The sequence below is a fragment of the Thalassospira alkalitolerans genome (assembly GCF_002115745.1).
Lineage (GTDB): Bacteria > Pseudomonadota > Alphaproteobacteria > Rhodospirillales > Thalassospiraceae > Thalassospira > Thalassospira alkalitolerans.
In genome coordinates, this window is record NZ_JFKB01000003.1 from 23,055 (window position 1) to 49,206 (window position 26,152).

23 protein-coding genes are annotated in these 26,152 nt (G+C 54.0%); 14 read left to right on the top strand and 9 right to left on the bottom strand.

Going from position 1 to position 26,152, the window contains the following annotated elements; translation table 11 throughout:
• The first annotated feature begins 36 nt into the window (after positions 1 to 36).
• On the top strand, positions 37 to 1,020 hold the full coding sequence (locus tag TALK_RS05205) for an NADPH:quinone oxidoreductase family protein (protein ID WP_085616625.1): 984 nt from the start codon (positions 37 to 39) through the stop codon (positions 1,018 to 1,020).
• 920 nt (positions 1,021 to 1,940) lie between these two features.
• Positions 1,941 to 3,206: a class I SAM-dependent methyltransferase gene (locus tag TALK_RS05215; protein WP_085616629.1), complete on the top strand. Its 1,266-nt coding sequence runs from the start codon at positions 1,941 to 1,943 to the stop codon at positions 3,204 to 3,206.
• Positions 3,207 to 3,498: 292 nt separating this feature from the next.
• Here TALK_RS05215 and TALK_RS05220 read toward each other — a convergent pair whose 3' ends face one another.
• The gene (locus TALK_RS05220) at positions 3,499 to 3,708 is read right to left on the bottom strand and encodes a DUF1127 domain-containing protein (protein ID WP_085616631.1); all 210 of its coding nucleotides are present in this window, start codon (positions 3,706 to 3,708) and stop codon (positions 3,499 to 3,501) included.
• 162 nt (positions 3,709 to 3,870) lie between these two features.
• On the opposite strand from TALK_RS05220, the gene TALK_RS05225 reads away from it, so the two are divergent.
• The 7 genes from TALK_RS05225 to TALK_RS05260 all read left to right on the top strand — a co-directional run bounded on the left by TALK_RS05225 (position 3,871) and on the right by TALK_RS05260 (position 12,791).
• Positions 3,871 to 4,812, top strand: coding sequence for a LysR substrate-binding domain-containing protein (locus TALK_RS05225; RefSeq protein ID WP_085616633.1), 942 nt, complete (start codon positions 3,871 to 3,873; stop codon positions 4,810 to 4,812).
• A 317-nt stretch (positions 4,813 to 5,129) separates the two neighbouring features.
• A complete protein-coding gene (locus TALK_RS05230) occupies positions 5,130 to 7,034 on the top strand; it encodes an extracellular solute-binding protein (protein WP_245829687.1) in 1,905 nt (634 codons plus the stop codon).
• A 3-nt stretch (positions 7,035 to 7,037) separates the two neighbouring features.
• Positions 7,038 to 8,156, top strand: coding sequence for a microcin C ABC transporter permease YejB (locus TALK_RS05235; RefSeq protein WP_085616635.1), 1,119 nt, complete (start codon positions 7,038 to 7,040; stop codon positions 8,154 to 8,156).
• Between the two features lie 2 nt (positions 8,157 to 8,158).
• Complete coding sequence (locus TALK_RS05240; RefSeq protein WP_085616637.1) at positions 8,159 to 9,190, top strand: ABC transporter permease; 1,032 nt, start codon at positions 8,159 to 8,161, stop codon at positions 9,188 to 9,190.
• A gap of 10 nt (positions 9,191 to 9,200) precedes the next feature.
• Entirely contained in the window at positions 9,201 to 10,835 is a 1,635-nt protein-coding gene (locus TALK_RS05245) for an ABC transporter ATP-binding protein (protein WP_085616639.1), read from the top strand.
• 82 nt (positions 10,836 to 10,917) lie between these two features.
• Positions 10,918 to 11,610, top strand: coding sequence for a hypothetical protein (locus TALK_RS05250; RefSeq protein WP_085617096.1), 693 nt, complete (start codon positions 10,918 to 10,920; stop codon positions 11,608 to 11,610).
• A gap of 503 nt (positions 11,611 to 12,113) precedes the next feature.
• The gene (locus tag TALK_RS05260; RefSeq protein ID WP_085616643.1) at positions 12,114 to 12,791 is read left to right on the top strand and encodes a LysE family translocator; all 678 of its coding nucleotides are present in this window, start codon (positions 12,114 to 12,116) and stop codon (positions 12,789 to 12,791) included.
• Positions 12,792 to 13,080: 289 nt separating this feature from the next.
• On the opposite strand, the gene TALK_RS05265 is transcribed toward TALK_RS05260, so the two are convergent.
• From TALK_RS05265 to TALK_RS05275, 3 genes are all read right to left on the bottom strand, one after another.
• Positions 13,081 to 13,428 (bottom strand): MarR family transcriptional regulator, encoded by a 348-nt coding sequence (locus tag TALK_RS05265; RefSeq protein ID WP_085616645.1) that lies wholly within the window; start codon positions 13,426 to 13,428, stop codon positions 13,081 to 13,083.
• A 94-nt stretch (positions 13,429 to 13,522) separates the two neighbouring features.
• Positions 13,523 to 14,923, bottom strand: a complete 1,401-nt coding sequence (locus tag TALK_RS05270; RefSeq protein WP_085617098.1) for a leucyl aminopeptidase family protein — start codon at positions 14,921 to 14,923, stop codon at positions 13,523 to 13,525.
• A 234-nt stretch (positions 14,924 to 15,157) separates the two neighbouring features.
• Positions 15,158 to 16,102 carry an alpha/beta hydrolase gene (locus TALK_RS05275; protein ID WP_169714952.1) on the bottom strand — a complete coding sequence of 315 codons (945 nt, stop codon included), beginning with the start codon at positions 16,100 to 16,102 and terminating at the stop codon, positions 15,158 to 15,160.
• Positions 16,103 to 16,281: 179 nt separating this feature from the next.
• Here TALK_RS05275 and TALK_RS05280 point away from each other — a divergent pair, with 179 nt between their 5' ends.
• The 3 genes from TALK_RS05280 (at position 16,282) to TALK_RS05290 (ending at position 17,999) form a co-directional block, all read left to right on the top strand.
• A complete protein-coding gene (locus tag TALK_RS05280; RefSeq protein ID WP_085616647.1) occupies positions 16,282 to 16,947 on the top strand; it encodes a glutathione S-transferase family protein in 666 nt (221 codons plus the stop codon).
• Between the two features lie 48 nt (positions 16,948 to 16,995).
• Positions 16,996 to 17,634, top strand: coding sequence for a uracil-DNA glycosylase family protein (locus TALK_RS05285; RefSeq protein WP_085616649.1), 639 nt, complete (start codon positions 16,996 to 16,998; stop codon positions 17,632 to 17,634).
• A gap of 77 nt (positions 17,635 to 17,711) precedes the next feature.
• Positions 17,712 to 17,999, top strand: a complete 288-nt coding sequence (locus TALK_RS05290; protein WP_085616651.1) for a 4a-hydroxytetrahydrobiopterin dehydratase — start codon at positions 17,712 to 17,714, stop codon at positions 17,997 to 17,999.
• 2 nt (positions 18,000 to 18,001) lie between these two features.
• Here the strand turns inward: TALK_RS05290 and TALK_RS05295 are convergent, their stop codons facing one another.
• From TALK_RS05295 to TALK_RS05315, 5 genes are all read right to left on the bottom strand, one after another.
• Positions 18,002 to 18,949 carry a type 2 periplasmic-binding domain-containing protein gene (locus tag TALK_RS05295; protein ID WP_085616653.1) on the bottom strand — a complete coding sequence of 316 codons (948 nt, stop codon included), beginning with the start codon at positions 18,947 to 18,949 and terminating at the stop codon, positions 18,002 to 18,004.
• A gap of 256 nt (positions 18,950 to 19,205) precedes the next feature.
• Positions 19,206 to 19,967: an SDR family NAD(P)-dependent oxidoreductase gene (locus tag TALK_RS05300; protein ID WP_085616655.1), complete on the bottom strand. Its 762-nt coding sequence runs from the start codon at positions 19,965 to 19,967 to the stop codon at positions 19,206 to 19,208.
• A gap of 62 nt (positions 19,968 to 20,029) precedes the next feature.
• Positions 20,030 to 21,025, bottom strand: coding sequence for a DMT family transporter (locus tag TALK_RS05305; RefSeq protein WP_085616656.1), 996 nt, complete (start codon positions 21,023 to 21,025; stop codon positions 20,030 to 20,032).
• Positions 21,026 to 21,043: 18 nt separating this feature from the next.
• A complete protein-coding gene (locus TALK_RS05310) occupies positions 21,044 to 22,006 on the bottom strand; it encodes a DMT family transporter (RefSeq protein WP_085616658.1) in 963 nt (320 codons plus the stop codon).
• Positions 21,999 to 23,042 carry a DMT family transporter gene (locus TALK_RS05315; protein WP_245829689.1) on the bottom strand — a complete coding sequence of 348 codons (1,044 nt, stop codon included), beginning with the start codon at positions 23,040 to 23,042 and terminating at the stop codon, positions 21,999 to 22,001. The genes TALK_RS05310 and TALK_RS05315 overlap by 8 nt, the downstream gene beginning before the upstream one ends.
• Before the next feature lie 159 nt (positions 23,043 to 23,201).
• On the opposite strand from TALK_RS05315, the gene TALK_RS05320 reads away from it, so the two are divergent.
• Together TALK_RS05320 and TALK_RS05325 are read left to right on the top strand one after the other, a co-directional pair.
• Positions 23,202 to 23,666 carry an Lrp/AsnC family transcriptional regulator gene (locus TALK_RS05320; RefSeq protein ID WP_085616662.1) on the top strand — a complete coding sequence of 155 codons (465 nt, stop codon included), beginning with the start codon at positions 23,202 to 23,204 and terminating at the stop codon, positions 23,664 to 23,666.
• Positions 23,667 to 24,058: 392 nt separating this feature from the next.
• Positions 24,059 to 26,137: a potassium/proton antiporter gene (locus tag TALK_RS05325; RefSeq protein ID WP_085616664.1), complete on the top strand. Its 2,079-nt coding sequence runs from the start codon at positions 24,059 to 24,061 to the stop codon at positions 26,135 to 26,137.
• The last annotated feature ends 15 nt before the right edge of the window (positions 26,138 to 26,152 follow it).

The window sequence follows — 26,152 nt, forward strand, 5'->3', positions numbered from 1 at the left end:
GCCGGGCAGGCCAAGACGCAGGACAGGAAGACCGCCGTGAAATCATGGATATGCAAGGCATTCGGTGAAGAGCCGGTGCTGATCGATTGCGACGATCCTATCGCCGCATCCGGTCAGGTGGTGATCGATATTGCGGCCTGCGGGGTGAATTTCGCCGATACCCTGATTTTGCAGGGCAAATACCAAAAACGCCCGACCGGCCCGTTTGCCCCCGGATTTGAAATTTCCGGCACAATCCGTGCGATTGGCGGCGATGTTGCCGGTTTTGCGGTTGGCGACCGGGTGATGGCGCTTCCTGATTGGGGCGGATACGGCGAAAAGATTGCGGTGGATGCCGCGCTTGTAACCCGACTTCCGGATGTGGTTGATTTCAATGCGGCGGCTGCATTCCAAATTGCCTATGGTACCTCATGGTTTGGATTGAAATATCGCGCCAATGTGCAGCCGGGAGAAGTTGTTTTGGTGCATGGGGCGGCCGGGGGTGTTGGCCTGACGGCGGTTGAATGTGCCAAATTTCTGGGCGCAACGGTGATTGCCACCGCCGGAGGGACCGAAAAATGCGCCATCGCACAATCACATGGCGCGGATTTTGTTATCGATTACAAAACGCAAAGTATTCGCGACCGGGTAAAGGAAATCTGTGCCGGGATCGGGCGAACGGGGGCCGATGTGGTTTATGACCCGGTTGGCGGTGATGTGTTTGATCAAAGTTTACGTTGTGTGGCGCCCGGTGCGCGAATATTGCTGATTGGTTTTGCCAGTGGTTCCGTGCCGCAAATCCCGGCCAATATCTTGCTGGTCAAGAATGTTGCCGCACTTGGGTTCTATTTCGGGGCCTATCTGGAACAAAACCCGGAAATCGCCCGTGCGGGCATGACAGAGCTTTTGGACCTGCTGTCATCAGGCGCAATATCACCGATGATTTCTGCGACATATGAACTTGCCGATGCGATGGAGGCCCTGAGCGCCATCCGCGACCGGACGGCGACCGGCAAGCTGGTTATCCGCTGCGGCGCATAGCCGCTAGCGGCTATGCGCCGGAATGCCCGGTGTGAGATGCATCGGGCATTTGGCGTTCATATTCAGCGATTAACGCCCCGTTCCCGTTCCCGTTCCCGCCTCAACATGCAGCACTCTGTATCTGAGCTCCTGCTTTGGGGAGTATTTTTGTTGGGTTGGCGGCATTGGTGCAGATGGCGGGGGCCGGGTAATAGATGGGGTTCGCCGCGCAAGATGCCGTGCGCTGGGGGTAAATGGTTCGGATTGGCATTATGCGGGCTTGGGGTGTGTGGGTTCGAGGTATGCGGTGAGCTTGGGGGACGAGGCGTTCTGAGCCCAAATCGGTGTGCGGCAGCAGATGTGCTGTCTTTGCGCTGCGATCGGTTGAGGTGTCATCATTTAGTGCCCGTAGGCAGCAGGCCAAGTGCCGCGTGATGCCGTGCGTCGGGCAGCGGGTGGTTGGGATTTGTGTCTTGTGCTTGGCGTGGCGCTTGGTGCGGGTGGCTGGCGTTAGTTTCTGTTTAACGATGCCGGGTAAATGGGGGGCTAGGGCAGCATTTTTAGCTTGGGAGCGCAGTTTGTGGGGGCACATGGATGCGGTGGTATGTGTCGAGGGGGGAATGCGAAGTGTTGGGCAGTTGATGGGGGATTGGTTGAGATTGGTGTTGCTTGGTTTGGGGCATGCATTTGTCTTGGTTGGCGGGGTGTTCCGGGCTTAAACCGGGGGCGGGGCATGGTGTGGGGGATTGCCGGGCAGGGTTTGTTTGGTGCCTTGTTCGGGGGATTTATCCGGGGCGGTTTGAGGCGTGTTGGTGATTGTTGTGTGATTGATTTTGCGGTTGGGCAATTCTTCTATTAATCAAGTGCTTGAAATTTTATAGGATGTTGCGGCGAACGTCCTTTTTGTCCCTGTATCTGTTGACCCATTGGAATGCCCGTTGATGTCTGAGAAGATCGATAAAGCAGACGATCCCGAAACGTCCGACAAGACGCGGGCCCAATATGAAAGCTTTCCCTATCCGGCGCGTGATGCGAAGGACGAGGACAAGCGCCTTGTCGTTGGATCGCCGGGGAATTGGGACGAGGTGGTTCATTTCGTCTTTGGCGGGCGTGATCCATCGGCGAAAAACAAAAAGATCAGGATATTGGTCGCAGGTGGTGGCACCGGCGACGGGTTGGTTATGCTGGCGCAGCAGGCGCGCGATCGCAAGGTCAAGGCCGAGATCGTTTATATCGATCTGTCCACGGCGTCACGCGAGATTGCCGAGGCACGGATCAAACGGCGCGGCCTTGAAAAGAATGTCAGTTTTGTCACTGGATCATTTGTTGATCTGGCCGGGGAATATGGCCCGTTTGATTATATTGATTGCTGTGGGGTGCTGCATCACCTGCCAGACCCGGATGCCGGGTTAAAGGCCTTGGCCGATGCCTTAAAGCCCAAGGGCGGTATGGGGTTGATGGTTTACGGTGAGCTGGGCCGGACCGGCGTTTACCATATGCAGGAAATGATGGAGCGCCTGTCGGCCGAGGCGGGCGGGTCAAAGCGGCTGGCACTTGGCAAGGCGCTGTATGATGCGCTGCCGGGCACCAATTGGTTGCGGCGCAATCCGTTTGTTGGCGATCATGTTCATGGCGGCGATGCCGGGTTTTATGATTTGTTGCTGCATCAGCAGGACCGCGCCTATCGCGTTGATGAGGTTTTTGATTTTGTTGAAAAGGCCGGTTTGCGGCTTTTGCAATTTATCGAGCCGATGCGCTATGATCCGACGACCTATTGTTCGCGCCATGATGTGCTGGAAAAGGCGGTGCATGTGCCGTTTCGCCAGCGTGCTGCCCTTGCCGAATTAATGGCGGGCAATATTACCAAACATACCTTTTATGTGACCAAGGCCGGGAACAAGGTTAAGCCGCCGATGCCCGATCGTGATGCCGTGCCATTCTTCGTTCGGGTGGACGGGGTGTCATTGGCGCGATCAGTTGCTAAAACCGGCCATATCAAGATCACTTTTACCGGTTTGTCCGTAACACGCAATTTACCCCCGGCAAGTCCGGCGATCCTGACGCGGATTGATGGCAAGCGCACGGTCGGCGAGATTTATGACCTGTTTGATCCCAAACCCGAAAAATATGAATTTGATGCCCAGTTTGCCGTGATGTTTGCGGTGCTGAATGCCGCGAACCTGATGTATCTGCATCCCGCGAATTAATTTGGTGCGGCGTGCGTCTGCATTATATCAGGCAAAAAAATGCCGGTCATCAAGGCGATGACCGGCAATCAGGAGGCAGAACCGTCAGTAGTTGGGACGGGTGTCGGTTCTGTGTTTTGGGAGGTTGAAAACGCTGGTTAGCGCTTCAAGAACTTGCAAGGGGAAAGAAAGCGGGCCTTGCAAGGAAAACAGACGGGGAAACATAATGAAAACTCTTGGTTTGGGTGCCCTTAAGGGGCATTGGCGGTGACAGGGCGGATCAATTTGATGGCCCTGACACCAAGTGAAAAGCTTAGGCTTTCCAGAACGGTTTGACTGATTCCTGGTGCGCTTCGTAAACGTCCCAGCCAATGTCGCGCAGCAGATGGCTATCCATCGTCGCAAGCTTTTGGCGCAGAACATAACGTTTTGCCCACTGACGCGGCAGGTCCATGACACTGACGGTGTTGTGGTGACGGCGGGTGGTGACAAAAGCACCGGCATCTTTGGTGATCGCGACCATGATCGTATTCCTTTAATCTATCGGCCGGCTCTCAGTTCGTATGCGGCCTGGGTAATTTTGAGTGTTGCGTTCTGTTAAACCCAGAGTTACGCCGAATAATGCTTGCGTTCAAACCATCTTTTGTCATCATGTCATGAGTTTTTATCATGCAAAGTAACCCTCATGAAGCGCCGCCCATTGCCGTTAAACGCACTTCGTTCCTTTGAAGTTGCCGGTAGACTTGAAAGTTTCACCAAAGCGTCACATGAGCTTAACGTGACACAAGGGGCTGTCAGTCGACAGGTTCAGCACCTTGAAGATGTTCTGGGGCGGCAATTATTTGAACGTCAGCATCGCCGGTTGAAGCTGACCCGTCCGGGGCGGAATTTGCTGGTGTCATTGACGGCGGCATTCGATTCGATTGAACTGGCGGTGTCGCGGATCGAAAACCGGCCCGATGATACGCAGTTAAAGGTCTTGTCGCCTTTGACATTCGCCATGCGCTGGATCGTGCCGCGACTGGGCCGGTTTCAGATGGAACATCCCGATCTTCAGGTTCAACTGGGTACCTATAGCGACGATGCGGCCCCGGTTGATTTCAACGAAACCGATATTGCCATCCGGTTTGCCGATGTGCCCGGCGATCAATTGGTGCATGAATTCCTGACCGGCGAGCGATTGTTGCCGGTGTGCCACCCCAATCTGGCAAAGGAATTGGACAAGCCAGAGGATCTGGCCAAGGTTGCATTGTTGCATTGTTCGGCCCAGCGCGAGGATTGGCGGATCTGGTTAAGCGGCACGGGGATCAAAGGCGTTGACCCGGATCGCGGGCCGGTTTTTGCGACCCTTGATATGGCGATGGAGGCCGCAGCCAGCGGATTTGGCGTGGTGATTTCCGATCCGGCGATGATCGGAGAATATGTTTTGACCAAACGTTTAATGGTTCCGTTCGATTTGCCGATCGACAGTCCCTATGCCTATTCGCTGTGTTACCCCGAAGGGCGGCTTGAACGGCGCAAGGTGCGGGCGTTTCGCGACTGGCTGATGGCCGAGATCAAGCTTGAAAGTGACAAGCGCAATATCGCACAGTTGAAATCCGGGGTCCCGGAAACGCCGCAAAAATAACAGTTTCGCGATGATGCCTTGAAATCGCACCATTTTATTTCGCATTATGAATATGTTGTTTGGGTCAATCAGGGGCAGATGCAATGGTGATGCGTCCGGTTTAGAAATGTCCGGAAGGGTGTCGGTGCTGCGTCCGTATTGATGGCAGTTGATTGCGTGATACAAGTTGGCCTTGCCGGGGTTCGGGCCTTGGGCGAGCAGGTTTCAGGAAAAAAACGATCATAAAGACGTTCATGACGATGACGGGACATACAGGTAAAACCTGTGCGGCTCGGACGGTGGCACAGAAAGCTGTACGGAAAAAGGGGAGCCGGGGGATGATTTCCCGCTTTGTTGGCGGCACTGTTTTGGTGCTTGCGATTGGGGTGTCGATGGCATCCCCGGTGACGGTTCGGGCGCAAAATGCCGATAAACCCGTTATCATAGCGGCCCCGACCATTTCGGTGACCGAAGAACAGCTTAGCCCGCTGACCACGGTGTCGCATGGCATATCGTTATATGGCGATTTGAAATACGGGCCGGATTTCCACCATTTTGATTACGTCAATCCCGATGCGCCCAAGGGCGGCACATTGGTACAAAGTTCCATCGTGGCGTTTGATACGCTTAATCCCTTTACCCTTAAGGGGACGGCGGCGGCAGGGCTTGGCCTGATTTATGACAGTCTGATGGTATCAAGTGCGGATGAGCCGAGCTCGCTTTACGGGTTGATTGCACGCAGCATTGAATACCCCGATGATCGGTCGTTTGTTATTTTCCATCTTGATCCACGCGCACGTTTTCATGATGGCACCGATATCACCGCCGAAGATGTGGTGTTTTCGTTCAATATCCTGATCGAAAAAGGCAGTCCGTATTATCGACAATATTACGCCCAGGTCGATAAGGTTGAGGCGATTGACGATCTGACAGTTCGGTTTGATTTCAAGCCGGGCAATAATCGTGAAATGCCGATGATCATTGCCGAACTGGCGATTATGCCCAAACATTATTGGGACGGGCGGGATTTTTCCAAGACCACCTTTGATGCCCCGGTTGGCAGCGGTGCGTACAAGATTGAAAGTTTCGAGGCCGGACGACGCATTACTTATGCGCGGGTCAAGGATTACTGGGCGGCGGATTTGCCGGTTAATCGCGGCAGCAATAATTATGATGCCATCCGGTATGACACCTATCTTGATCTTGATGTGCAGCGACAGGCGTTTTTTGCGGGTGAGTACCTGACACGCAGTGAACATTCATCGCGCGAATGGAATACCGCCTATAACACACCCGCTATTCAAAGCGGCGAGATCAAAAAGGAATTTCTGGCCGATTACTTGCCGAACGGTATGCAGGCCTATGTGTTTAATACACGCAAGGCCAAGTTTGCCGATATTCGCGTTCGTGAAGCATTGCAATATGCGTTTGATTTTGAATGGCTGAACCGGGCGATGTTTTATGGTGCGTATAAGCGCAATGTCAGCTATTTCGCCAATTCCGAATTGGCCGCAACCGGCCTTCCCGAGGGTGAGGAGCTTGGCATCCTGCAAGGGTTTAAAAGCCAACTTCCGCCGGAACTGTTTACCCAGCCACCGCAATTACCCAATTTTGACGCGCCAAATGGCCGACGCGAAGCGTTACGGCATTCGATAAAGCTGTTGCAGGAAGCCGGATGGGAATTGCGCGATCAGCAATTGGTCAACAGCAAGACGGGCGAACCGTTTGTATTTGAATTGATTATTCGCCAGCCGGGGTTGGAAAAAATCGCACTGGTTCTGAAAGCGCGCCTGCGTCAGCTTGGCGTGACGCTTGAAATCCGCCTGATTGATACCGGGCAATGGGTTAACCGTATTCAGGCCTATGATTTTGATATGACGACATTCTGGTGGCAGCAAAGCCTGTCGCCGGGCAATGAACAACGCATTTTCTGGTCTTCGGCGGCCGCCGATCAACCGGGCAGCCGGAACTTTGCCGGGGTTCGTAGCCCGGTTATTGATGAACTGATTGATCTGGTTGTTGATGCCGATAACCGTGAAAGCCTTGTGCAGCGGGTGCGCGCGCTGGACCGTGTGTTGCAATGGGGTTTTTATGTGATCCCGCAATATTATCTGGGCGGGGAACGGATGGCCTATTGGGATGTGTTTGGCCGACCTGATACCGTGCCGTTAAAGGGAACATCGATCATGACATGGTGGATTGACCCGGAAAAATCACGACAGCTTAAGAAGGGCGGGTACTAGGCCATGCTGAATTATATCCTGCGTCGTCTTTTGCTGATCCCGGTGACGTTGTTTGGCATCATGGTGTTGAACTTTGCCATTATCCAGTTTGCGCCGGGTGGCCCGGTTGAACAGATTGTTGCCCAGTTACAGGGGGCCGACGTTTCGGCGACCGCGCGTATCAGCAATCAGGGCGCTGAAAGCGGCGGCGGTGGTTCTGGCGGCGGGGCAGGTGCGGGGAATAATTTTTCATCGACCTCGACCTATCGCGGCGCACAGGGGCTTGACCCGGAAATCATCACCCAGCTTGAAAAGCAGTTTGGCTTTGATAAGCCAGCCTATGAACGGTTCTGGATGATGATGAAAAATTATCTGACGTTCGATTTTGGCCAAAGCTATTTTCAGGATCGCGATGTGGTTGATATCGTGATCGACAAGATGCCGGTGTCGATATCACTGGGTCTGTGGTCAACCTTGATCATCTATATTGTGTCGGTGCCGCTTGGGGTTGCCAAGGCGGTGCGTGATGGATCAAACTTTGACGTCTGGTCATCGGCGGCGATCATTATCGGTTATGCGATACCGGGCTTTTTGTTTGCCGTGATGTTGATTGTGGTGTTTGCCGGGGGGACATATTTCGATCTGTTCCCGTTAAGGGGGCTGACATCATCGAATTTTGATGAATTGTCGCTTTTGGGCAAAATTGGCGATTATTTCTGGCATTTGGCCTTGCCGATTACGGCCTTGACGATTGGCGGGTTTACCACCCTGACGATGTTGACCAAGAACTCGTTTCTGGATGAAATCAACAAGCAATATGTTGTGACCGCAAGGGCCAAGGGCCTGACGGAAAAGCGGGTTTTATACGGGCATGTCTTTCGCAATGCGATGTTACTGGTGATTGCCGGTTTCCCCAGTGCGCTGATCGGGTTGTTGTTTACCGGATCGGTTTTGATCGAGGTGATCTTCTCGCTCGACGGACTTGGGCTTTTGGGCTTTGAGGCGGTGATGAAGCGCGATTATCCGGTGATGTTTGCCACCCTTTATTTGTTCACGCTGTTTGGCCTTGTGCTGAACCTGATCAGTGATCTTAGCTATCACTTCATCGATCCGCGGATTGATTTTGACGCGCGGGAGAATTGATCATGGCAAATATCATCCTGTCGCCGTTAAACAAACGCCGTATGGCAAATTTCCGCGCCAACAAGCGCGGTTATTGGTCGTTGATGCTGTTTAGCGTGATGTTTGTGATTTGTCTGGTGGCTGAACTGGTCGCCAATGACAAACCGATTTTCGTGAGATTTGACGATAACTGGTACATCCCGATCCTGTCAGATCATCCTGAAACCGCTTATGGCGGGGATTTTGATGTTCAGACCGATTTCTATGATCCCTATATCCTTGGCAAGATCGAGGAACATGGGTTTGCCATTTGGCCACCGATCCCGTTTTCATACGAGACCATTGATTTCCAAATGCGCGAAGCCCAGCCTGCCCCGCCATCATCGCGCCATTGGCTTGGCACCGATGACCTTGGGCGGGATGTTTTGGCGCGGCTGATTTACGGGTTCCGCATTTCCATTTTGTTTGGTCTGGCCTTGACGATTATCAGCTCGGTGATCGGGATTGCGGCCGGTGCAGTGCAGGGGTATTTCGGTGGTTGGCTTGACCTTGGTTTTCAGCGGGTGATCGAAATCTGGTCCGGGTTGCCACAGCTTTTCATCCTGATCATTCTGGCCAGTTTGTTTGCACCGGGGTTTGGCACGCTTTTGTTCATTCTTGTGCTGTTTAGCTGGATGAGTTTGACCGGGCTTGTGCGGGCCGAATTCCTGCGCGCACGTAATTTCGAATATGTCCGGGCCGCCCGCGCATTGGGCATGACCGATTATCGCATTATGTATCGCCATGTATTGCCCAATGCGATGGTGGCAACGATTACCTTCCTGCCGTTTGTGTTGAACGGGTCGATTGTGGCGCTGACATCGCTTGATTTTCTGGGGCTTGGCATGCCGCCCGGATCGCCATCGCTTGGTGAATTGCTGGCACAGGGCAAGAACAACCTTCAGGCACCCTGGCTTGGCATGACGGCGTTCTTTGCGATTGCACTGATGCTGAGCCTGCTGATCTTTATCGGCGAAGCCGTGCGCGATGCCTTTGACCCCCGCAAAACCTTCTAGGGAAACGGATATGACGAGCAATCAATCGACACAGCCGCTTCTGGAAGTCAAAGACCTGTCGGCCAGCTTTGCCGATGTTCCGGCGGTCAAAGGCGTTTCATTTACCCTGGGGCGTGGCGAGACGCTGGCGATTGTTGGGGAAAGCGGATCGGGTAAATCGGTAACCGCGCTTTCGATCCTGCAATTGCTGCCGTATCCACGTGCCAGTCATCCAACCGGATCGATCGTTTTTGATGGTCAGGAAATGGTCGGCACGGAGGCGAAAATCCTGCGCAAAATCCGTGGCAATCGGATTGCGATGATTTTTCAGGAACCGATGACATCGCTAAACCCGCTGCATAACATCGAAAAGCAGATCGGCGAGGTGTTGTTGCTTCACAAAGGATTGCGCGGCACCAAAGCGCGCGAACGTATTTTGGAGCTGCTTGATCTGGTCGGAATTCCTGATCCGGCATCGCGGCTTGGTGCTTTGCCTCATGAATTATCAGGCGGGCAGCGCCAGCGGGTGATGATTGCGATGGCGCTTGCGAACGAGCCGGAATTGCTGATTGCGGACGAGCCGACAACCGCCCTTGATGTGACGATCCAGGCCCAGATTCTTGAGCTTTTGAAGGATTTGCAGGCCAAGATGGGCATGGCGTTGTTACTGATTACCCATGATCTTCAGATCGTTCGCAAAATGGCCGACAGCGTTTGCGTTATGAAGGACGGCGTGATTGTTGAACGCGGCACCGGGCGGGGGCTTTTTGATAATCCACAGCATCCCTATACCCAAAAACTTCTGGCCGCTGTGCCCAGTGGCGATGCCCCGCCATTGCCCGATAATGCCAAGGAACTGATCCGCACCAATGACATTTTGGTGCAATTTCCGATTGGTAAAAAAGGTTGGCTGGGGCGGCCGGAATATATCCTTAATGCGGTTGATCATATTTCGCTGACGCTTAAACAGGGCGAGACCCTTGGCATTGTCGGCGAAAGCGGGTCGGGCAAGACGACATTGGCGATGGCGATCCTGCGGTTGTTATCATCAAGCGGCGAAATCATGTTTGATGGCAAAGATATCCGGCAATATTCCGGTGCGGATTTGCGCAGCCTTCGTCGGGATATGCAGGTGGTGTTTCAGGACCCGTTTGGATCGCTTAGCCCGCGGATGTCGATCAGCCAGATTGTCGGCGAGGGGCTTGAAATTCATGCGCCGGAAATGTCGCGACTGGATCGGGTTAAACGCATTGCCGAGGCCCTTGCCGAGGTGGATTTGCCCCATGATGCGATGGACCGATATCCGCATGAATTTTCCGGCGGACAGCGCCAGCGCATTTCGATTGCCCGGGCGCTTGTTTTAAAACCGCGCTTCATGGTCCTTGATGAACCGACCTCGGCACTCGATATGTCAGTACAGGCACAGATTGTCGAGCTTCTGCGTGATTTGCAGGTGCGCCACAAAATGGCCTATCTGTTTATCAGTCACGATCTTCGTGTGGTGCGTGCGCTTTCGCACCGGGTGATGGTCATGCAGGAGGGGCGACTTGTCGAAAGTGGAAGTTCCAGCGAAGTCTTTGAAAATCCGAAAGAATCTTATACAAAAGCACTGTTGGCTGCAGCGCTTGACCTGCGTGCTGCCGGTTCGGAGGTCACCCAAAGCTAGGCTTGACCGGATCAATCTGCGCCATGTTGTCTTTGGCAGCCAACGTGAATTGAATGAAAATAGGCTGGAAGAGAATATGTTCATGACCGATCAGGGACGATCCCCGAAAGTGTTCAGGAACTGTCTGATCCAATTATTGGCAGTGACGTTGTTTGGCGGTTTTTTGGTATTGGGCATGCCCGATGCCCATGCATCGGGCGGGGGCGATGAGGCCGAAACCGAAACGCCTGAAACCCCGCCCGAACCGGTTATTCCGGAAACGGTTTTGATGCCCGATTCAATTGCATTGACGGTGGTGTTGCGCAAGACCGGTACCATTCGCCAGATGGTTTTCTATATCTGGCTTGAGGCATCAAGCGTTGCCGAGCGCAAAACGCTTGAACAATTTGAGCCAAAATTGCTGAATGCGTTTTTGCGTGAGTTGCAGCGGTTGATGTATCGCGATACCCAGAACCGCTTTGACAAGCTCGAAGAGGGCAAGCGCAATTACAAATATTACGGGCCGGAATTGTTGATGCCGCCGCCACCCAAAACCGAGGAAGAGCTGGAGGCCGAAAAGGAAGCGGCGGAAGCCGCCGAGGAAAATGGTGAGGAAATTAAAGCCGAGCCGCCATTTTCACCGTTCCAGCCGACCAATAATCGTTATTTCACAGCCCTTCAAAATCGGCTTTTGGCGATTGCACGCGGCATTGTTCCGCCCGAAGCTATCCGGTCGGTTCAGGTGCGTCAGTTCTATGACAACTGGCCGGGCGACAAAAAGCCGGGCCGCCGATAGGCCAGGTACGACCATTGGGCTTTTAAGCTCTTTGGTTTGGCGGGTGCCGGTGGCCGTTTTGCGGCTCCGGCCTTTCTTCTTTGGCTCATGCGTTTTGATTTCGAAGTCAGCTTTGGAACCTAACTTTGGTGGCAGGGTTCTTGTTTTCCGGTCGTGATCCTTTGGACCAGTCCAACGGGTTCTGATCCTGATCCAGAAACGGATCTCCTGTTCTTTCCATCTCCCTCTTCTCTTGGCCCCGCCCCCCTGACTTTCACGGGCGCCCTTGCAATGTGTGTTGTATGCGGGGCTGTCTTTAATGCTGCCGCCATCGCCCTTTTGTGGCTGGTTTTTTGGGATGGTTGCGGGTGCGGGGGATGGCGCCAGTATTGGGCCTTGCACCGCCTTTTTTGTTTTGTTGTTGGTGCGTGCCGGGGGCTGGATGCCAGACGTGCGCAGAGTCCGCTTGTGTCTTGGTGACAACCTGCTAGATCCATCCGGGGAAATTTTGAAAGGGGCCCGGAATGGCGATTGAGACATGGCTTAGTTTTTGCGCATTGGTATCGCTTATGGTGGCGACACCTGGACCAAGTGTTTTAATCGGCATGTCGCATTCGTTGCGTTACGGGCCGCGACCGACGATGATCACCGCCCTTGGTGATGTTAGTGCCAATATGATCCAGATGGTAATTGCCGCCGTCGGATTGGGCGCGTTACTGGCGACATCAGCCACGGCATTTGGCGTGGTTAAATGGTGTGGGGTGGGATTTTTATTCGTCATTGGCCTGATGGCGATCCTGCGCAAGGCCAAGGGTTCTGCGGGTTTTGATGATAATAACGATATCGAAACAAAGAAGTCGCCTGTATTTGAACGCGCGCGCAAGCGCCGCCTGTTCAGCGAGGGTTTCCTTGTCGCCGCCGGTAACCCCAAAGCCATCGCATTCTTTGGGGCGCTATTCCCGCAGTTTATTGATCCGACAATTGATCTGGCGCCGCAGCTTGTTGTTCTGGGGGCGACATTTGTTGTATTTGATTACACATTCGTAATGATTTATGCGATGGGGGCTGCGCGATTGATGCTATGGTTGCAGCGACGGGGTGGCAAAAACGTTATTGGCCGGGTCAGTGGCGGCGTTTTGATTGCCGCAGCCCTGTTATTGTCGCTGATTGATATGCCCGAAAGCATGACCAAGCCCCGCTAAGCCGTAAGTTGGGGCAAGCGAGAGTTTTCGCGTTATCGGGGCTGTGATAGGTGCGACTCATGCACGAAGCATCAGGTAAGTATCTGAAATAAAAAGAGTTATCGCAAGTTTTTCACAGGATGTAGAAAGCCGACAAACAAACCAACTGGTCGGTTTATGGTCTATCTTTACGTATGATAAGATTTTGCTGTGTCAGTAGGACAGGTTTTCTGTCCTATTTGCCGGGGTCCCGATTTCAGGTGGTGATTTACCTGATTTTGCGGATAAAAATCGCGTCGGGAAATGCCGCCTATTGGGTTTCTTTACCGGCCGAGCTGATGATATCGCCAAATTCACGCAGGAAGACAGAGCCCTTAACCGTACGCTGGATCAGAACCGAGCGACGATCGTCTTCGTCGACCTTGCGTTTGACCATGCCCAGCGAACTGAGGCGATCAAGCGCACGGGTAATTGCCGGTTTGGAGATGTTCAACGCATCAGAAAGACCGCGCACCGTATGGGGTGCCGGGATCAGATAAACAGTAAGTAATAGGGCCATCTGGCGGGCGGATAGGTCAGGAGAATCCCGACGCACACTTTCCACAATCGCGATACGCCAAAGGTCAAGCGCCTGAGACGGTTTGATCTCGATCGACATGCCTGTGCCCAACAATTAATTTGTTACGAATACGTAACCTGTCTACCTGACCCCTGTGCGGATGTCAAAGGCCTAATTGGGAAAATTAAACTGTTTACTTCCCGTAACGATCCGCAATCAGCTTAAACGCCGCCCGAATGCCTTGGGCTTCGCCGCCTTCGGGGCGCCCGGGGCGGGCAGTGGGATTCCATGCCATCAGATCGATATGGGCCCAGGATTTTGCCCCCTCGGCAAAACGGTCAAGGAACAGGGCGGCAATGATCGCCCCGCCATAGGGGGAACCGGAAATATTGTTCATATCGGCGGCCTTGCTATCAAGCATCGGGCGATAGTCATCCCACAGTGGCAACCGCCACATCGGATCATGCAACGCCATGCCATTTTCCATCAGCCCATTGGCCAGATCATCATCATTGGAAAACAGGGCTGGCAGGCCCAATCCAAGGGCAACACGTGCCGCCCCGGTCAGAGTTGCGAAATCAAGCAGCATTTCCGGGTTCTCGGTGGCGGCCTCGGTCAGGGCATCGGCCAGAACAAGGCGACCTTCGGCATCGGTATTGCCGACTTCAACCGTGATGCCCTTGCGGGTCTGAAGGATATCGCTGGGGCGGTATGCCTTGCCCGATACCATGTTTTCAACTGCCGGGATCAGAACGCGCAGGCGCACCGGAATTTCGGCTGTCATGATCATACGGGCCAGTCCCAGAACCTGTGCCGAACCGCCCATGTCCTTTTTCATCAGCAACATGTTGCTGGATGGTTTTAGATCATAGCCACCGGTATCAAAACACACACCCTTGCCAACCAGTGTGATTTTCGGGGCATCTTCATCGCCCCAGTGCATATCAATCAGGCGCGGATCGCGGTCGCTGCCTTTGCCGACGGCATAGATGGCGGGGAAGTTGCGCTTGGTCAGGTCGTCACCGATGATGCTGGTAACTTTGGCGCCGAATTCTTCGCCAAGGCGGCGCGCCGCCGCTTCAAGTTCTGCAGGGCCCATGTCATTGGCCGGGACATTGATCAGATCGCGCGCAAGGCCGATGCCGCGTGCAATGTTTTCTGCGCGTTTGGCCGCGTCATTGGTCGGAACGGCAAAAAGCACACGTTTGGCGGTGCTGGCGTCTGATTTGCGGTAACGGTCAAAATGATAGCCGCCGAGATAAAGACCCAGAACGGCCTTTTCACACAGGGCGTCATTGCTGGTGACATCATCGGCCAGGGCATAATCACCCGCCGACAATGCGGTCGGCAGACCGGCGAAATCCCACAGGGTTTTGGCATCATCGACATAGCCAAGCACAATGGCCTGGCAGGTGCCATTTTCGCCGGGAAGTGCCAGATGGGTGCCGCGTTTGCCGTCATAGCCGTTGGCCGCGATCCATGCCTGATGGGCGTCAGATTGTTTGCCCAGCCAGTCTTTGAATCCGGTTTCGGCAATGGCGGTGATGCGGACCGGGTTGGTGGATTTTTCAGACGCGATGATGTGGTCGAACAATTTGACACTTCCCTTTGTGGTGGCGTGGTGGCGCGGCGCCGTGATGGTTTTGCCGGGGCGAGGCACGTCGGATCGTTTGTGCCCTGTCGCAAAATGGCAAGATCTGAAATCAATATTAAGGATGCCATCGCCAATCGGCAATCGCCCAAAAGAAATCCCCGCATGCGGAAATAACATGCGGGGTAATAATGTTGCAGATCGTGATACTGAATGAGGGTGTTCGATACCGATGGATCAGGGTGTCATGGCCTGCTTTACCGCACGGTTCATGGCAATTGCCTTGGCGGTAAGGTGATCTTCGCCATCAAAAACCGTAAATTGCAGGGTAATACGATTACCGGCTTTGTCCTTGATCAGGTCGGCCATGTCTTTGGCGTATTCGACCATGTTGTTGTTTTGTTTCCAGGCAAGGCGACGGGCGCGACTTTCCGGGGATGTGTCTTTTTCCCATGTGCCAAGACGGGCTTCTTCGCTGCCGACCCCAATCGTAAGCGCGATGGGATGGGCGGGGTTAAAATCCGGATTATCAAGCAAGGCGTCGATTTCCGAAAATCGTTGCGGGGTATTCATCCAAAGCGACGGGCTGCCCGCGACATAACCATCAAAGGCATCGGGATCGGTTGCTAATGCGTGCAGCGTCATCAACCCGCCAAGCGAATGCCCAAACAGGGTTTCGCGGGTGGTATCGACAGGCAGGTTGGCCGTGACAAACGGTTTGATTTCATCAATGACAGCGCGCAGATAGATATCGCCACCGCCCAGTTTCGGCCAAGGCCGTTGATTGGGCCGTTCGGGCAGGTTGTAATCTTTGGCTGGCGGGGTGAAATCATATGTCCGCTGGTCGTTACTGCCAAAGCCGGGCATTTCGGCAATGCCGACGATTACCGGCGGGCTTAGTTTGTAACGCGCCCCAAGCGGGCCAAAGGCGGTTGCCAGTTCGGCAAACAGACCAATCGATTCGGCGCCATCGAAACTATAGATCACGGGAAATCCGTTTTTGGGGGCGGTTTGATCGGGTTGCCAGACCAAAAGACGCATATCGCGCCCGAGAATTTCAGAATGCAGGACATATTGCCCAATGACATCGCGGGCCAGATCGGTGGCCTGTGCGGGCTTTGCCAGAACAGAGCCAAACAACGCGATGGAACAAAGGGCAAGTTTGAAAATTGGAAACCGCATTGGCGACCTGCTGTTTATGAAGGGGAATGGGGTGGTCCTATGGCAAGATGACGTTTGAGAAATCAGAAGCGGTAAACAGGTTCGGGGATAGAGCATCCGGGACGTAAAGAACTTGAACCGGATTTTGAAAGTTCCGATAGTGACGGCCATGATCCGCCATTTGATAAAGGATATTGTCCATGGAAACGCGGCCCGTTCTTTATATCGGCAATAAAAACTATTCATCCTGGTCGTTGCGCGCATGGCTTGGCCTGCGGGTGGCGGGGGTTGATTTTGACGAAAAGCTGGTGCCGCTTTTTACCGAGGAATGGCGCGCCAAGGCACCGGTATTTTCCCCAAGTGCCAAGGTGCCCGCCCTGTTTGATGGCAAGAAAACCATCTGGGAGGCGCTTGGCATTTTGGAATATATCGCCGATAGCCAGCCCGATACGATGTTATGGCCGCTTGATATCGATATCCGGGCGATTGCGCGGTCGGTATCGCTTGAAATGCATGGCGGGTTTGGCGCTGTGCGCAATAATATGCCGATGAATTTGCGCAAAAGCATGCCCGGTCGCGGCCGGGGCGAGGGTGTGGATAAAGACATTGCCCGCATTGGCGAGATTTTCAAAACCTGTCGCGTTCAATACGGGCAGGGCGGTGATTTCCTGTTTGGGCATTTTTCGATTGCCGATGCGATGTTCGCCCCGATTGTTACCCGGTTTAAAACCTATGACGTGACGCTTGATCCGGTTGGGAATGCCTATATGGAAGCCATCCTTGGTCTTCCGGCGATGGTTGAATGGTATCGTGATGCCCTGGCCGAGGAATGGGTGGTGACCGAGGATGAGTTGCCCGAGGTTTAAGCAAGAGAAGTCGCACCAGCATCAGTACCAAAGGTCATTCGGCGGACAATGGCAGGATTGAACGGCACATATTTACCTGAGATCGATCCACCGGGTGGTGATGCCGGGTTGGATCGTTTGTTGCGTGATGTGCGGTCCTGCCAGATTTGTGCTGATCAATTGCCGCTTGGCCCGCGCCCGGTGGTGCGAATGGCGGTAACGGCAAAAATTCTTGTGATCGGACAGGCACCGGGAACCAAAGTGCATGAAACCGGCCTGCCATGGAATGATGCATCGGGTGACCGGTTGCGCGATTGGTTGCAATTGTCGGTCATGGATTTTTATGATCCGGGCAAACTGGCGATTATGCCGATGGGGTTTTGTTATCCCGGACGGTCTGCGCGTGGTGGGGATTTGCCGCCCCGCCCGGAATGTGCCCCGACCTGGCATGATGCCTTGTTAAATCACCTGCCAGATATCGGTTTGACCCTGTTGATTGGGCAATATGCCCAAAATCGGTATCTTGGTCCGCGCCGAGCCAAGACGATGACCGACACGGTGCGTCGGTTTGAGGACTACCTTGCGGACGGGATGTTGCCGATGCCCCATCCAAGTTGGCGTAGTACCGGGTGGATGAAAAAGAACCCGTGGTTTGAACGGGATCTTTTGCCGGTGCTGCGCGATCGCGTGTATGGGGTGTTGGGCTAGGGGCTTGACGGCGTTTAGAGTTTGGCAAGAAAACGATGCCATTGTGAAAAAAGGCCAAACAAAATAACGAGGTCACAATGAGCAAACTGGACATAGCAACCATCGCAACCGCAATCGCAGGGTTGGATGGCTGGAAATTGGCAGAAGACGGATTGTCTATCGGCAAGGTTTATCTGTTTGACGATTTCAATGCGGCATTTGGTTTTATGACGCGCATCGCGATGCAGGCCGAAAAGATGAACCACCATCCGGAATGGTTTAATGTTTACGGCAAGGTTGGCATTACACTGACGACCCATGATGCGGGCGGTGTTAGTCAAAAGGATATTGATCTGGCAGCCTTTGCGGAAATGCTTGTTTCCTGATCCTAGTCTGTAAGGTTGGCCTTTTTGCCGGGTGCCGGGGAATGCGGTTGGGGTGCCTCAAAAATCTTGTCTGCCTGATACCAATATCGGGCGGGGATTTCTTTTGTGGCAGTGGTCAAAAATGGATTGGCGATGTCTATTCTGGTTCTTTGGGATAGATGGGCTTGGTCTATGATGGCGCGGATATGCGGGTGCCTTGCAAATAGTGCTAGAAAAGAGCCATCTTCATAGGCTTTTTGAAACCCGAGCGTTACTGCATTTGCCAGCTCCGGGTTGTCTTTGTTGACAAAAAAGAACATCGCAAACGGATAGACCAGCACAAGGTTTTCTTCGACCGTAATGTCGGGATTTGCCGGGCCAAATTCGCGTATTTCGGGAAAGGCTTCGGTAATGCCGCGCGGGAAATAATCCAGCCGCCCGGCATTGATAAGTTTGAACACATGTTCATAGGGTGCCGCGGTGACCGACAGGCCTGCATTTTTAAGGATTTCGATATCGGCCCAGCCCAAACCCTGTCCGGCATGAAGGGGGGCCAGTTGTGAAAGCGTCATGATCGTGTCAAAGATTTTTTGCCGGTCTTTGCGAATAATCATCAACCGGTAGCCCAGCAAACCGCGCATGATCGGGATTCTAATCGGCAGGAATTCGGTTTCAAATTCCGGGCTGGTCCCGGCCCAGTAAATTGTAACGTCCTTGCCGTCTTTTAGCCGTTCCATGGCACGGGTTTGTTGCATCGGGATGCTTGTTGGCCGCATTTTATAGGGTATTTCCGATTTATCGAGCACCAGTTTAAGGGTGGCGAGTATAAAATCATGCGGGCCTTTTTCCGCCTCGACACGCAGCGGATAGATAACATTTAACGGCTGTTCAGATTGGGCGCAGGCGGTTTTTCCATGTCCGTATATTGCAAAAAAAGACATCACAATAACGATGGTTGTCAGTCCGCGCATGCTTTGGAGCCCTTTGCGATTTTGGGTTCCCGGGGCAGCAACAGGTATTGTTTTTTGTCGGTTATTTTATGCCCTTGGGGCTTTGTATGTTGTTCTTTTCAAAATGCTTTCAAGGTGCGGGCAGGGCACAAGCGGGCCGTAAACCTTGTGACCGTTCCACGGTGAATGTCAGGGATGTATGAAAAGAAAACGCCCTGCCATTGTGGGGATGGCAGGGCGTCTTTCGTGGCAGCGGTTCCGGATTCCGGGGGCTGGATTATTTGGGCTCTAGCCTTACCGCGCCATCGATGCGGATGGTTTCGCCGTTGATCATCTGATTTTCACAGATATGCAGGGCGAGACGGCCATATTCCGCCGGGTCGCCAAGGCGTTTGGGGAACGGGATGTTTGATGCAAGGGCTTCCTGCATTTCATCGGACAGGGCGGTAACCATCGGGGTGCCGAACATGCCCGGTGCAATGGAAACCACCCGGATACCATGGCGGGCCAGTTCGCGGGCTGCCGGAAGCGTCATGGCGGCAACTCCGCCTTTGGACGCAGCATAGGCGGCTTGACCGATCTGGCCTTCGAAGGCGGCAATCGATGCCGTATTGACGATCACGCCGCGTTCGCCCGATGGACCGGGTTCATTGCGGCTCATGGCGGTGGCGGCAACACGCATCATGTTGAATGTGCCGATCAGATTGACATTGATAACACGCGCAAAGGCATCCAGATCGGCCGGGCCTTCGCGGCCAACGATGCGTTCGCCCTGAAGAATTCCGGCGCAATTAACCAGAATGGATGGGGAGCCCTGCGTTTCAACGACCTTTGAAATGGCGGTTTCAACACTTTTGGCATCCGATACATCAACGCCATATCCGACACCGCCAAGTTCGTCCGCCGTGGCTTTGGCGCCGTCTTCGTTCAGGTCAAAGGCGGCAATTGTCGCCCCGGCATCCGCCAGAACACGTGCTGTCGCAGCCCCAAGTCCCGATGCGGCACCGGTAACAATGGCGATGGATCCCTTGACCTGCATGGCGTCAAATCCCCCTGTATTGAGCTTGTGAATAAATAATAGGTAATTCTATACCAAATTATCTATTTATCGGGCAAGAGGCTATTTGACGGGGCATGATCGGGGGGATTGGTTTTGTCGATGCCTTGCGGTGTTGCCGCAAGCGGGTCTTGTGCGGCGACATTTGGCACGGAAAGGGTCGCGTTATTGGCAAACCTGCGTTCTCGAAGCGCAACAAAGACTGCGGCTGCGATAATCAGCGCCCCGCCGGGCAAAATCGTGAAATCGGGGATTTCGCCAAACAGGATCAGGGCCAGAATGGCGATAATCGGCAGGCGGAGGTACGAAAAGCCGACGAAAAAGCTGTAATCGGCCAGTTGCAGGGCTTTGACGTTGCAGATTTGCATGATGTTCATCATAAGCGCGGCCAGCGCCATCAGGCCAAGAACATGCCAACTGGGTGTTTGCCAGACAAACAGGGCCGGGATCAGGGATACCGGGGTGGTAATCAGCATCAGATAGAATAAAAGTGCTGTGGTGCTTTCGGTTGTGACGAGGCGCTTGGTGATCAGGCCCGCACTGGCCATACAGATCGCCGCGGCAATTGGCAGCAAACTGGCCGGGTGCATGGCAGAGGTTCCGGGTTGAATGATCAATCCGACCCCGACAAAGCCGATCAGAACCGCCAGCCAGCGATGAAGCCGCACAGTTTCGCGCAGGATGACAGCGGCAAGGATGGTGCCAAACAGCGGTACGGTGAAGTTAAGCGTCGTGGCCTCGGCCAGAGGCAGATACAGAACCGCCATGAACCACAGGCACATTTCAGATGCAGACAACACCCCGCGCAAGCCCAAAAGCGGCAGGCGCTTGGTGCGTAATTCACCAAGCCCGCGCCGCATCACCATCGGCGCAATCATGATCAGGCCAAACAGGAAGCGTAAAAAGACGGCCTGATAGGGATGAAGTTCTTGGGTGGCAAAGCGGATGGTCAGGGTAAAGCAAGCGGCAAGGATGGCCGCCGACAGGGCGTAAAAACTGGCTTGGGTTGATGGCGATTGGGCAGAAAACCAGTGTTTCATGCAATGCCTGCTGTTGCGTTAGGTGGTGGTGTGTGTGGTGTCACGTGCGGGCGGCGGGTCAAGGTCACTTGCGGTGGGAAGGGGGCTTCGATTGATGCGTTTGGCTTCGCGGGCCAATTTTGCCTCGCGCCGGGCAATATACAGGGCCGATCCGACAATCAGCCCGGCACCGGGCAACAGCCAGATTTCGGGAACTTCCCCAAACATGACAAAGGCGATTAATACGACAAATGGCAGGCGCAGATAGTTGAACCCGACGACAAAGCTGTAATCGTAGATGCGAAAGGCGTTGGTGTTACAAATCTGGGTGATGTTGGCGACAAACGCGCCAAGCGCCATCAGGCCAAGGGTTTCAAGGCTTGGTGTCTGCCAGACGAACAGGGCCGGAATCAGGGTCATCGGCGTCATCAGCACCATCATGTAAAGCACGATGGTGGTACTGTTTTCGGTTTTGGATAGTGATTTGATCGTCAGCCCCGCACTGGCCATGCAAAGGGCGGCTATGATCGGAAGCAAGCTTGCCAATTGCATGGTTTCCGCACCCGGGCGGATGATGATCAGCACCCCGGCAAACCCCGCCAAAAGGGCGGCAACGCGGTATTTTCGAATTTGTTCACCCAGAAAGATCGCGGCGAGAATTGTGCCAAACAAGGGCACGGTAAAGTTAAGCGTCGTCGCCTCGGCCAGTGGTAGATAGGCAAGGGCGGAGAACCAGCAGCTCATGGCGCCCATCGACAAGAAGGCGCGAAAAACAAACATCGGCAGGCGTTTGGTTTTAAGCCGCGTCACCCCGGATCTGAGCGCAATCGGCGCGATAAACATCAAACCGAAAAAATTGCGGAAAAACACCACCTGCAGCGGATCAAGTTCATGGGTTGCCATGCGCACGATTACTGAAAAGATTGCTGCCATGATTGCGGCAATCACCCCAAAGATTGATGCCTGTAAATAGGGCGGCAGGGCATTGAACCAGTTACGCATCGCGCGATCCGCTGTTGTTTTGCGGTGGGGTATCGGTTGAGGTTTCTGGTGGGCTTGGATCAGGGCTTTCGGGGGGATTGATGGTTTTGGCCTTGGTTGCCGGAATGACCTGTGCGTCGGCGGCGCCGGTGGTTGGCATGCGGCGGCGACGTTTTTCGCGTTTGGCCAATACGGCTTCGCGGCGGGCGATATAAAGGGTCGATCCAATAATTAGTGACGCCCCGGCCCAGGTCCAGAAATCAACCGTTTCGCCAAAAATGATAAAGGCCAGTGTCGCAACAAACGGCAGGCGCAGGAAATCAAACGCCATGACATAGGATTGATCGGCCGCCCGGTTGGCGCGGACAAAAAGCTGTTGTCCGGCGGTTGCCAGCACGGCGATGACCAACAGCACGCCAAGCTGTTCCCATGTGGGTTGCTGCCAATACATCAGGGCTGGCACCAGTGACAGCGGTGTCATGATCATGCCCATCCATGTGACGATGGCATTGGCACTTTCGGTGCGCGACAGCATTTTAACCGTGGTCACAGCGGTCGCCATGAACAGGGTCGCCATCAGGGCCAGAATGGCACCGGTTTCAAAGGTTTGGCCGAACGGGCGGACAATGATCATCGCCCCGACAAAACCAATGGCAACGGCACTCCAACGGCGCGCACGCACGACTTCGCCAAGGACCACAGCGGCCAGGATGGTGGTCAGGATCGGAACGGTGAAATTGATCGCAATCACCTGTGCCGCCGGGGCAATGGCAAGGGCGGAAAACAGGCACAGCATGCCCGCAAGCCCGATCACAGCACGGATGAAATGCAATTTCAGGCGCAATGTGCGCAATCCGGACAGCCGATGACGCAGCATCCAGGGGATCATCGGGATCAGACCGAACAGATTTCGGAAAAATGCCGCTTCGAACGGATGAACATCGCGTGTGATATAGCGGATAAGCACGGCCATTGCTGCAAAACAAATTGCAGCACCGGTCATCAACAGGGCGCCGCGAAGCGCATCATTATCCGGAGAGACGCGAAAAAGGTGCATGACCATCAACGAATAAGACTGATTTTATAAAAAATCCAGTCTTGATAACCAAATTCGTCATACCATTTGTGCAAGGCGGCAGGCCGAAGACTTCGCGTTGACACGGTTTTCGTGTAAGATCGTCTGATACATATAAAAACTCATTCAGGGGGATGTTTAATGGATGCCATTGATCGCAAGTTGATCGATATCTTGCAAAATGACGCGTCGTTGTCTTATGCCGCGCTGGGGGCAAAAGTCGGTCTTTCGGTTTCGGCGGTTAATGATCGCGTGCGGAAACTGCGCGAACAGAGCGTTATCAAGGCCTATCGCGTTGAGGTTGATGGCGATGCCATCGGGCGGGCGTTAACCGCGATGGTCTGGTTGCGGACGGATCCGGCCAAGGGCAACAAGAAACTGGTGAAATCGCTGATCAAGGCGAACGAGGTTCTTGAATGCCATCACATGACCGGCCGGTTTGATTTCTTGCTGAAGTTGCGGCTGCGCGATACGTCGCATCTTGAAAGTTTTGTCACCGACACGATCAAGGAATTTCCGGGTGTGGTTGAAGTTTTGCCGGAAATTGCCCTGTCTACGGCAAAGGAAACTGCCTTTGTTCCGGCATCAGAAGACAATGATGCTTGATGTTTCCGATAAATTTTCCTGTTTCACGGAATAGAACCGTTTAATATTGGCTGGTAACGGATGGATGTCTGTTCGGTTCCAGTCTGATGTAGGGTAATATTGATCCAGGGGCCGGGTTTCGGCTGGAATTGTGATCGGGCGGCAAGACGGGGTGCAAGCCCGGGTTCAGAGACGAACCAAGACGGGGTTCAGGTCAGGGGCCGGGTCGTTTCTTTGCCTGATGTTTGCCCGGATGTCAGCAAATATTGCCGCAGGAAAGCCGCGTTTTGGCGGTTTAACGCATGTGCCAAGCTTTGTTGGTACGGTACACGTGACATGACAAAGCGGGCCAAGATTGGCGGGTGATTTCGCCCGTTGCATAAAACACTTATTTTAGAGACGGAGACGCAAACATGATTGACTCGATGAATCTGGTGATCCTGATTGCATCGGTCCTTGTTGTCGTTGCCGTTTTTACCAGTCTGATCAGTTTTCGGGTTGGGGCGCCCTTGCTGCTGGTGTTCTTGTTTGTCGGGCTTGGTGCCGGGGAAGACGGGATTGGCGGGATTGATTTCGACAATGCGCCGCTTGCCTATTTCATCGGGTCAATCGCACTTGCGATGATCCTGTTTGATAGTGGCTTTGAGACACAGCTTAGGACCTTGAAGATTGCCGCCGCGCCATCGCTTGTGCTGGCGACGATTGGTGTGATGCTGACCACCGGGGTGGTGGGCGGTGTGACATGGCTTGTGCTTGACGTGCCCTGGCTGGTGGCGCTTTTGTTCGGGGCGATTGTCAGTTCAACCGATGCGGCGGCGGTGTTTTTCCTGTTACGTGTTGGCGGGATCAATTTGCGTGAACGCACGCGCAGCACGCTTGAAGTTGAATCGGGTTCGAACGATCCGATGGCCGTGTTCCTGACGATTTCACTGGTCGAATTGATCATGCAGGGCGGTGGTGGTGACAACATCGCCCTGCAACTGCTGGAACGGTTTGTTTTGCAGATTGGCCTTGGTGCTGTTCTGGGGCTTGTCGGCGGGTTGGCGATTGTTCAGATGATCAATAGGATCAAACTGGAACCGGCCCTTGTGCCGATTGTTGTGTTGGCCTGCGCGCTGAGTATTTTTGGCGCAACCAGCATTGTCGGTGGCAGTGGATTTTTGGCGGTTTATGTTGCCGGGCTTTATGCCGGGAACAGCCAGATGCGCATGAGCGTTGGCGTGCGGCGTTTTCAGCATGTCACGACCTGGCTGGCGCAAATTGGGATGTTTGTCACCCTTGGCCTGTTGGCGACACCATCGCAATTTGGCGAGGTAATCATACCCGGTGTGGTTCTTGCCCTTGTTCTGGTGTTTGTTGCGCGCCCGCTGGCGGTATGGCTTTGCCTGCTGTTTTTCAATTTTTCGCGCAATGATACGGCGTTTATTTCATGGGTAGGTTTGCGCGGAGCAGTGTCGATCCTGCTCGCGATTGTGCCGATGGTTGAAGGGGTCGAATACGGTCAACTTTTGTTTAATACCGCCTTTATCGTCGTGATCACGTCGCTTTTGCTTCAGGGCTGGACGATCCGGCTGATGGCGCGCTGGCTGGGGATTATGATCCCGCCGCGTCATGGGCCGGTAGACCGTATTGATCTTGAACTGCCGGGCAATGCCAATCAGGAAGTTGTCGTATACCGCGTTCACGAAGAAAGTTCGGTTGCCACCGGACAGCGCATTCCGCGCTGGGCGCGACCAAACCTGATCCTGCGGGATGGCAAATCATTGCGTCCGCACAGTGCCGGGCGGATACAGGGAGGGGATCAAGTTTATATTATCACCCCGCCGCGCCATATTGAATTGCTGGATCAGTTGTTTGCTGGCCCGGCCGAAGGGGCCAATGACGTTGACCTGTTCGGTGATTTTAGTTTCCCGCCCAATACAAAGATTGCCGATATCGGTCGGTTGTATGGTTTCGTGATTAAGGAAGAGGACGCGGAATCCACCGTTGCCGAAATCCTTGAACGTGACCTTTCGGGGGATATCGAGCCGGGGGACCGGGTTGCCTATGGCATGGTTGAGCTGATTGTGCGCCGGATTGATGACGAGCATGGCGTGGTTGAAGTCGGCATGGCCGTCGAACAAAAGCCGGCCAAGGCCAAGCGGCGCTTGCCAATGTTCCATTCCCGTGCCGAATTACTGGCGATTTGGAAAGAGCGCCAGCGTCGTCGCCTGCGCGAGAAAAAGCGCAAAGCGCGTGGTGATGATGCATCCGATGACGCGGATGAATCGGTATTGTTGATCGCGGGAAGTGCATCGGAAGATGCCGGGGATGGTGTTACCGAAACCCTCGTTGCGGCGGAGGCCTCGGACGAGGTTATGGCCGACGCGGCAGATGATGATGGTGTTGATACTCTAGCCAATGAGGCGGGCGACAGCATCGAGCATAACGTAGATAAAAAACCTGCCGATGACGTGGACAGCAAGGCAGACAAGTCAGGAAAAGTCACCTGATCGTGACACTGGCGC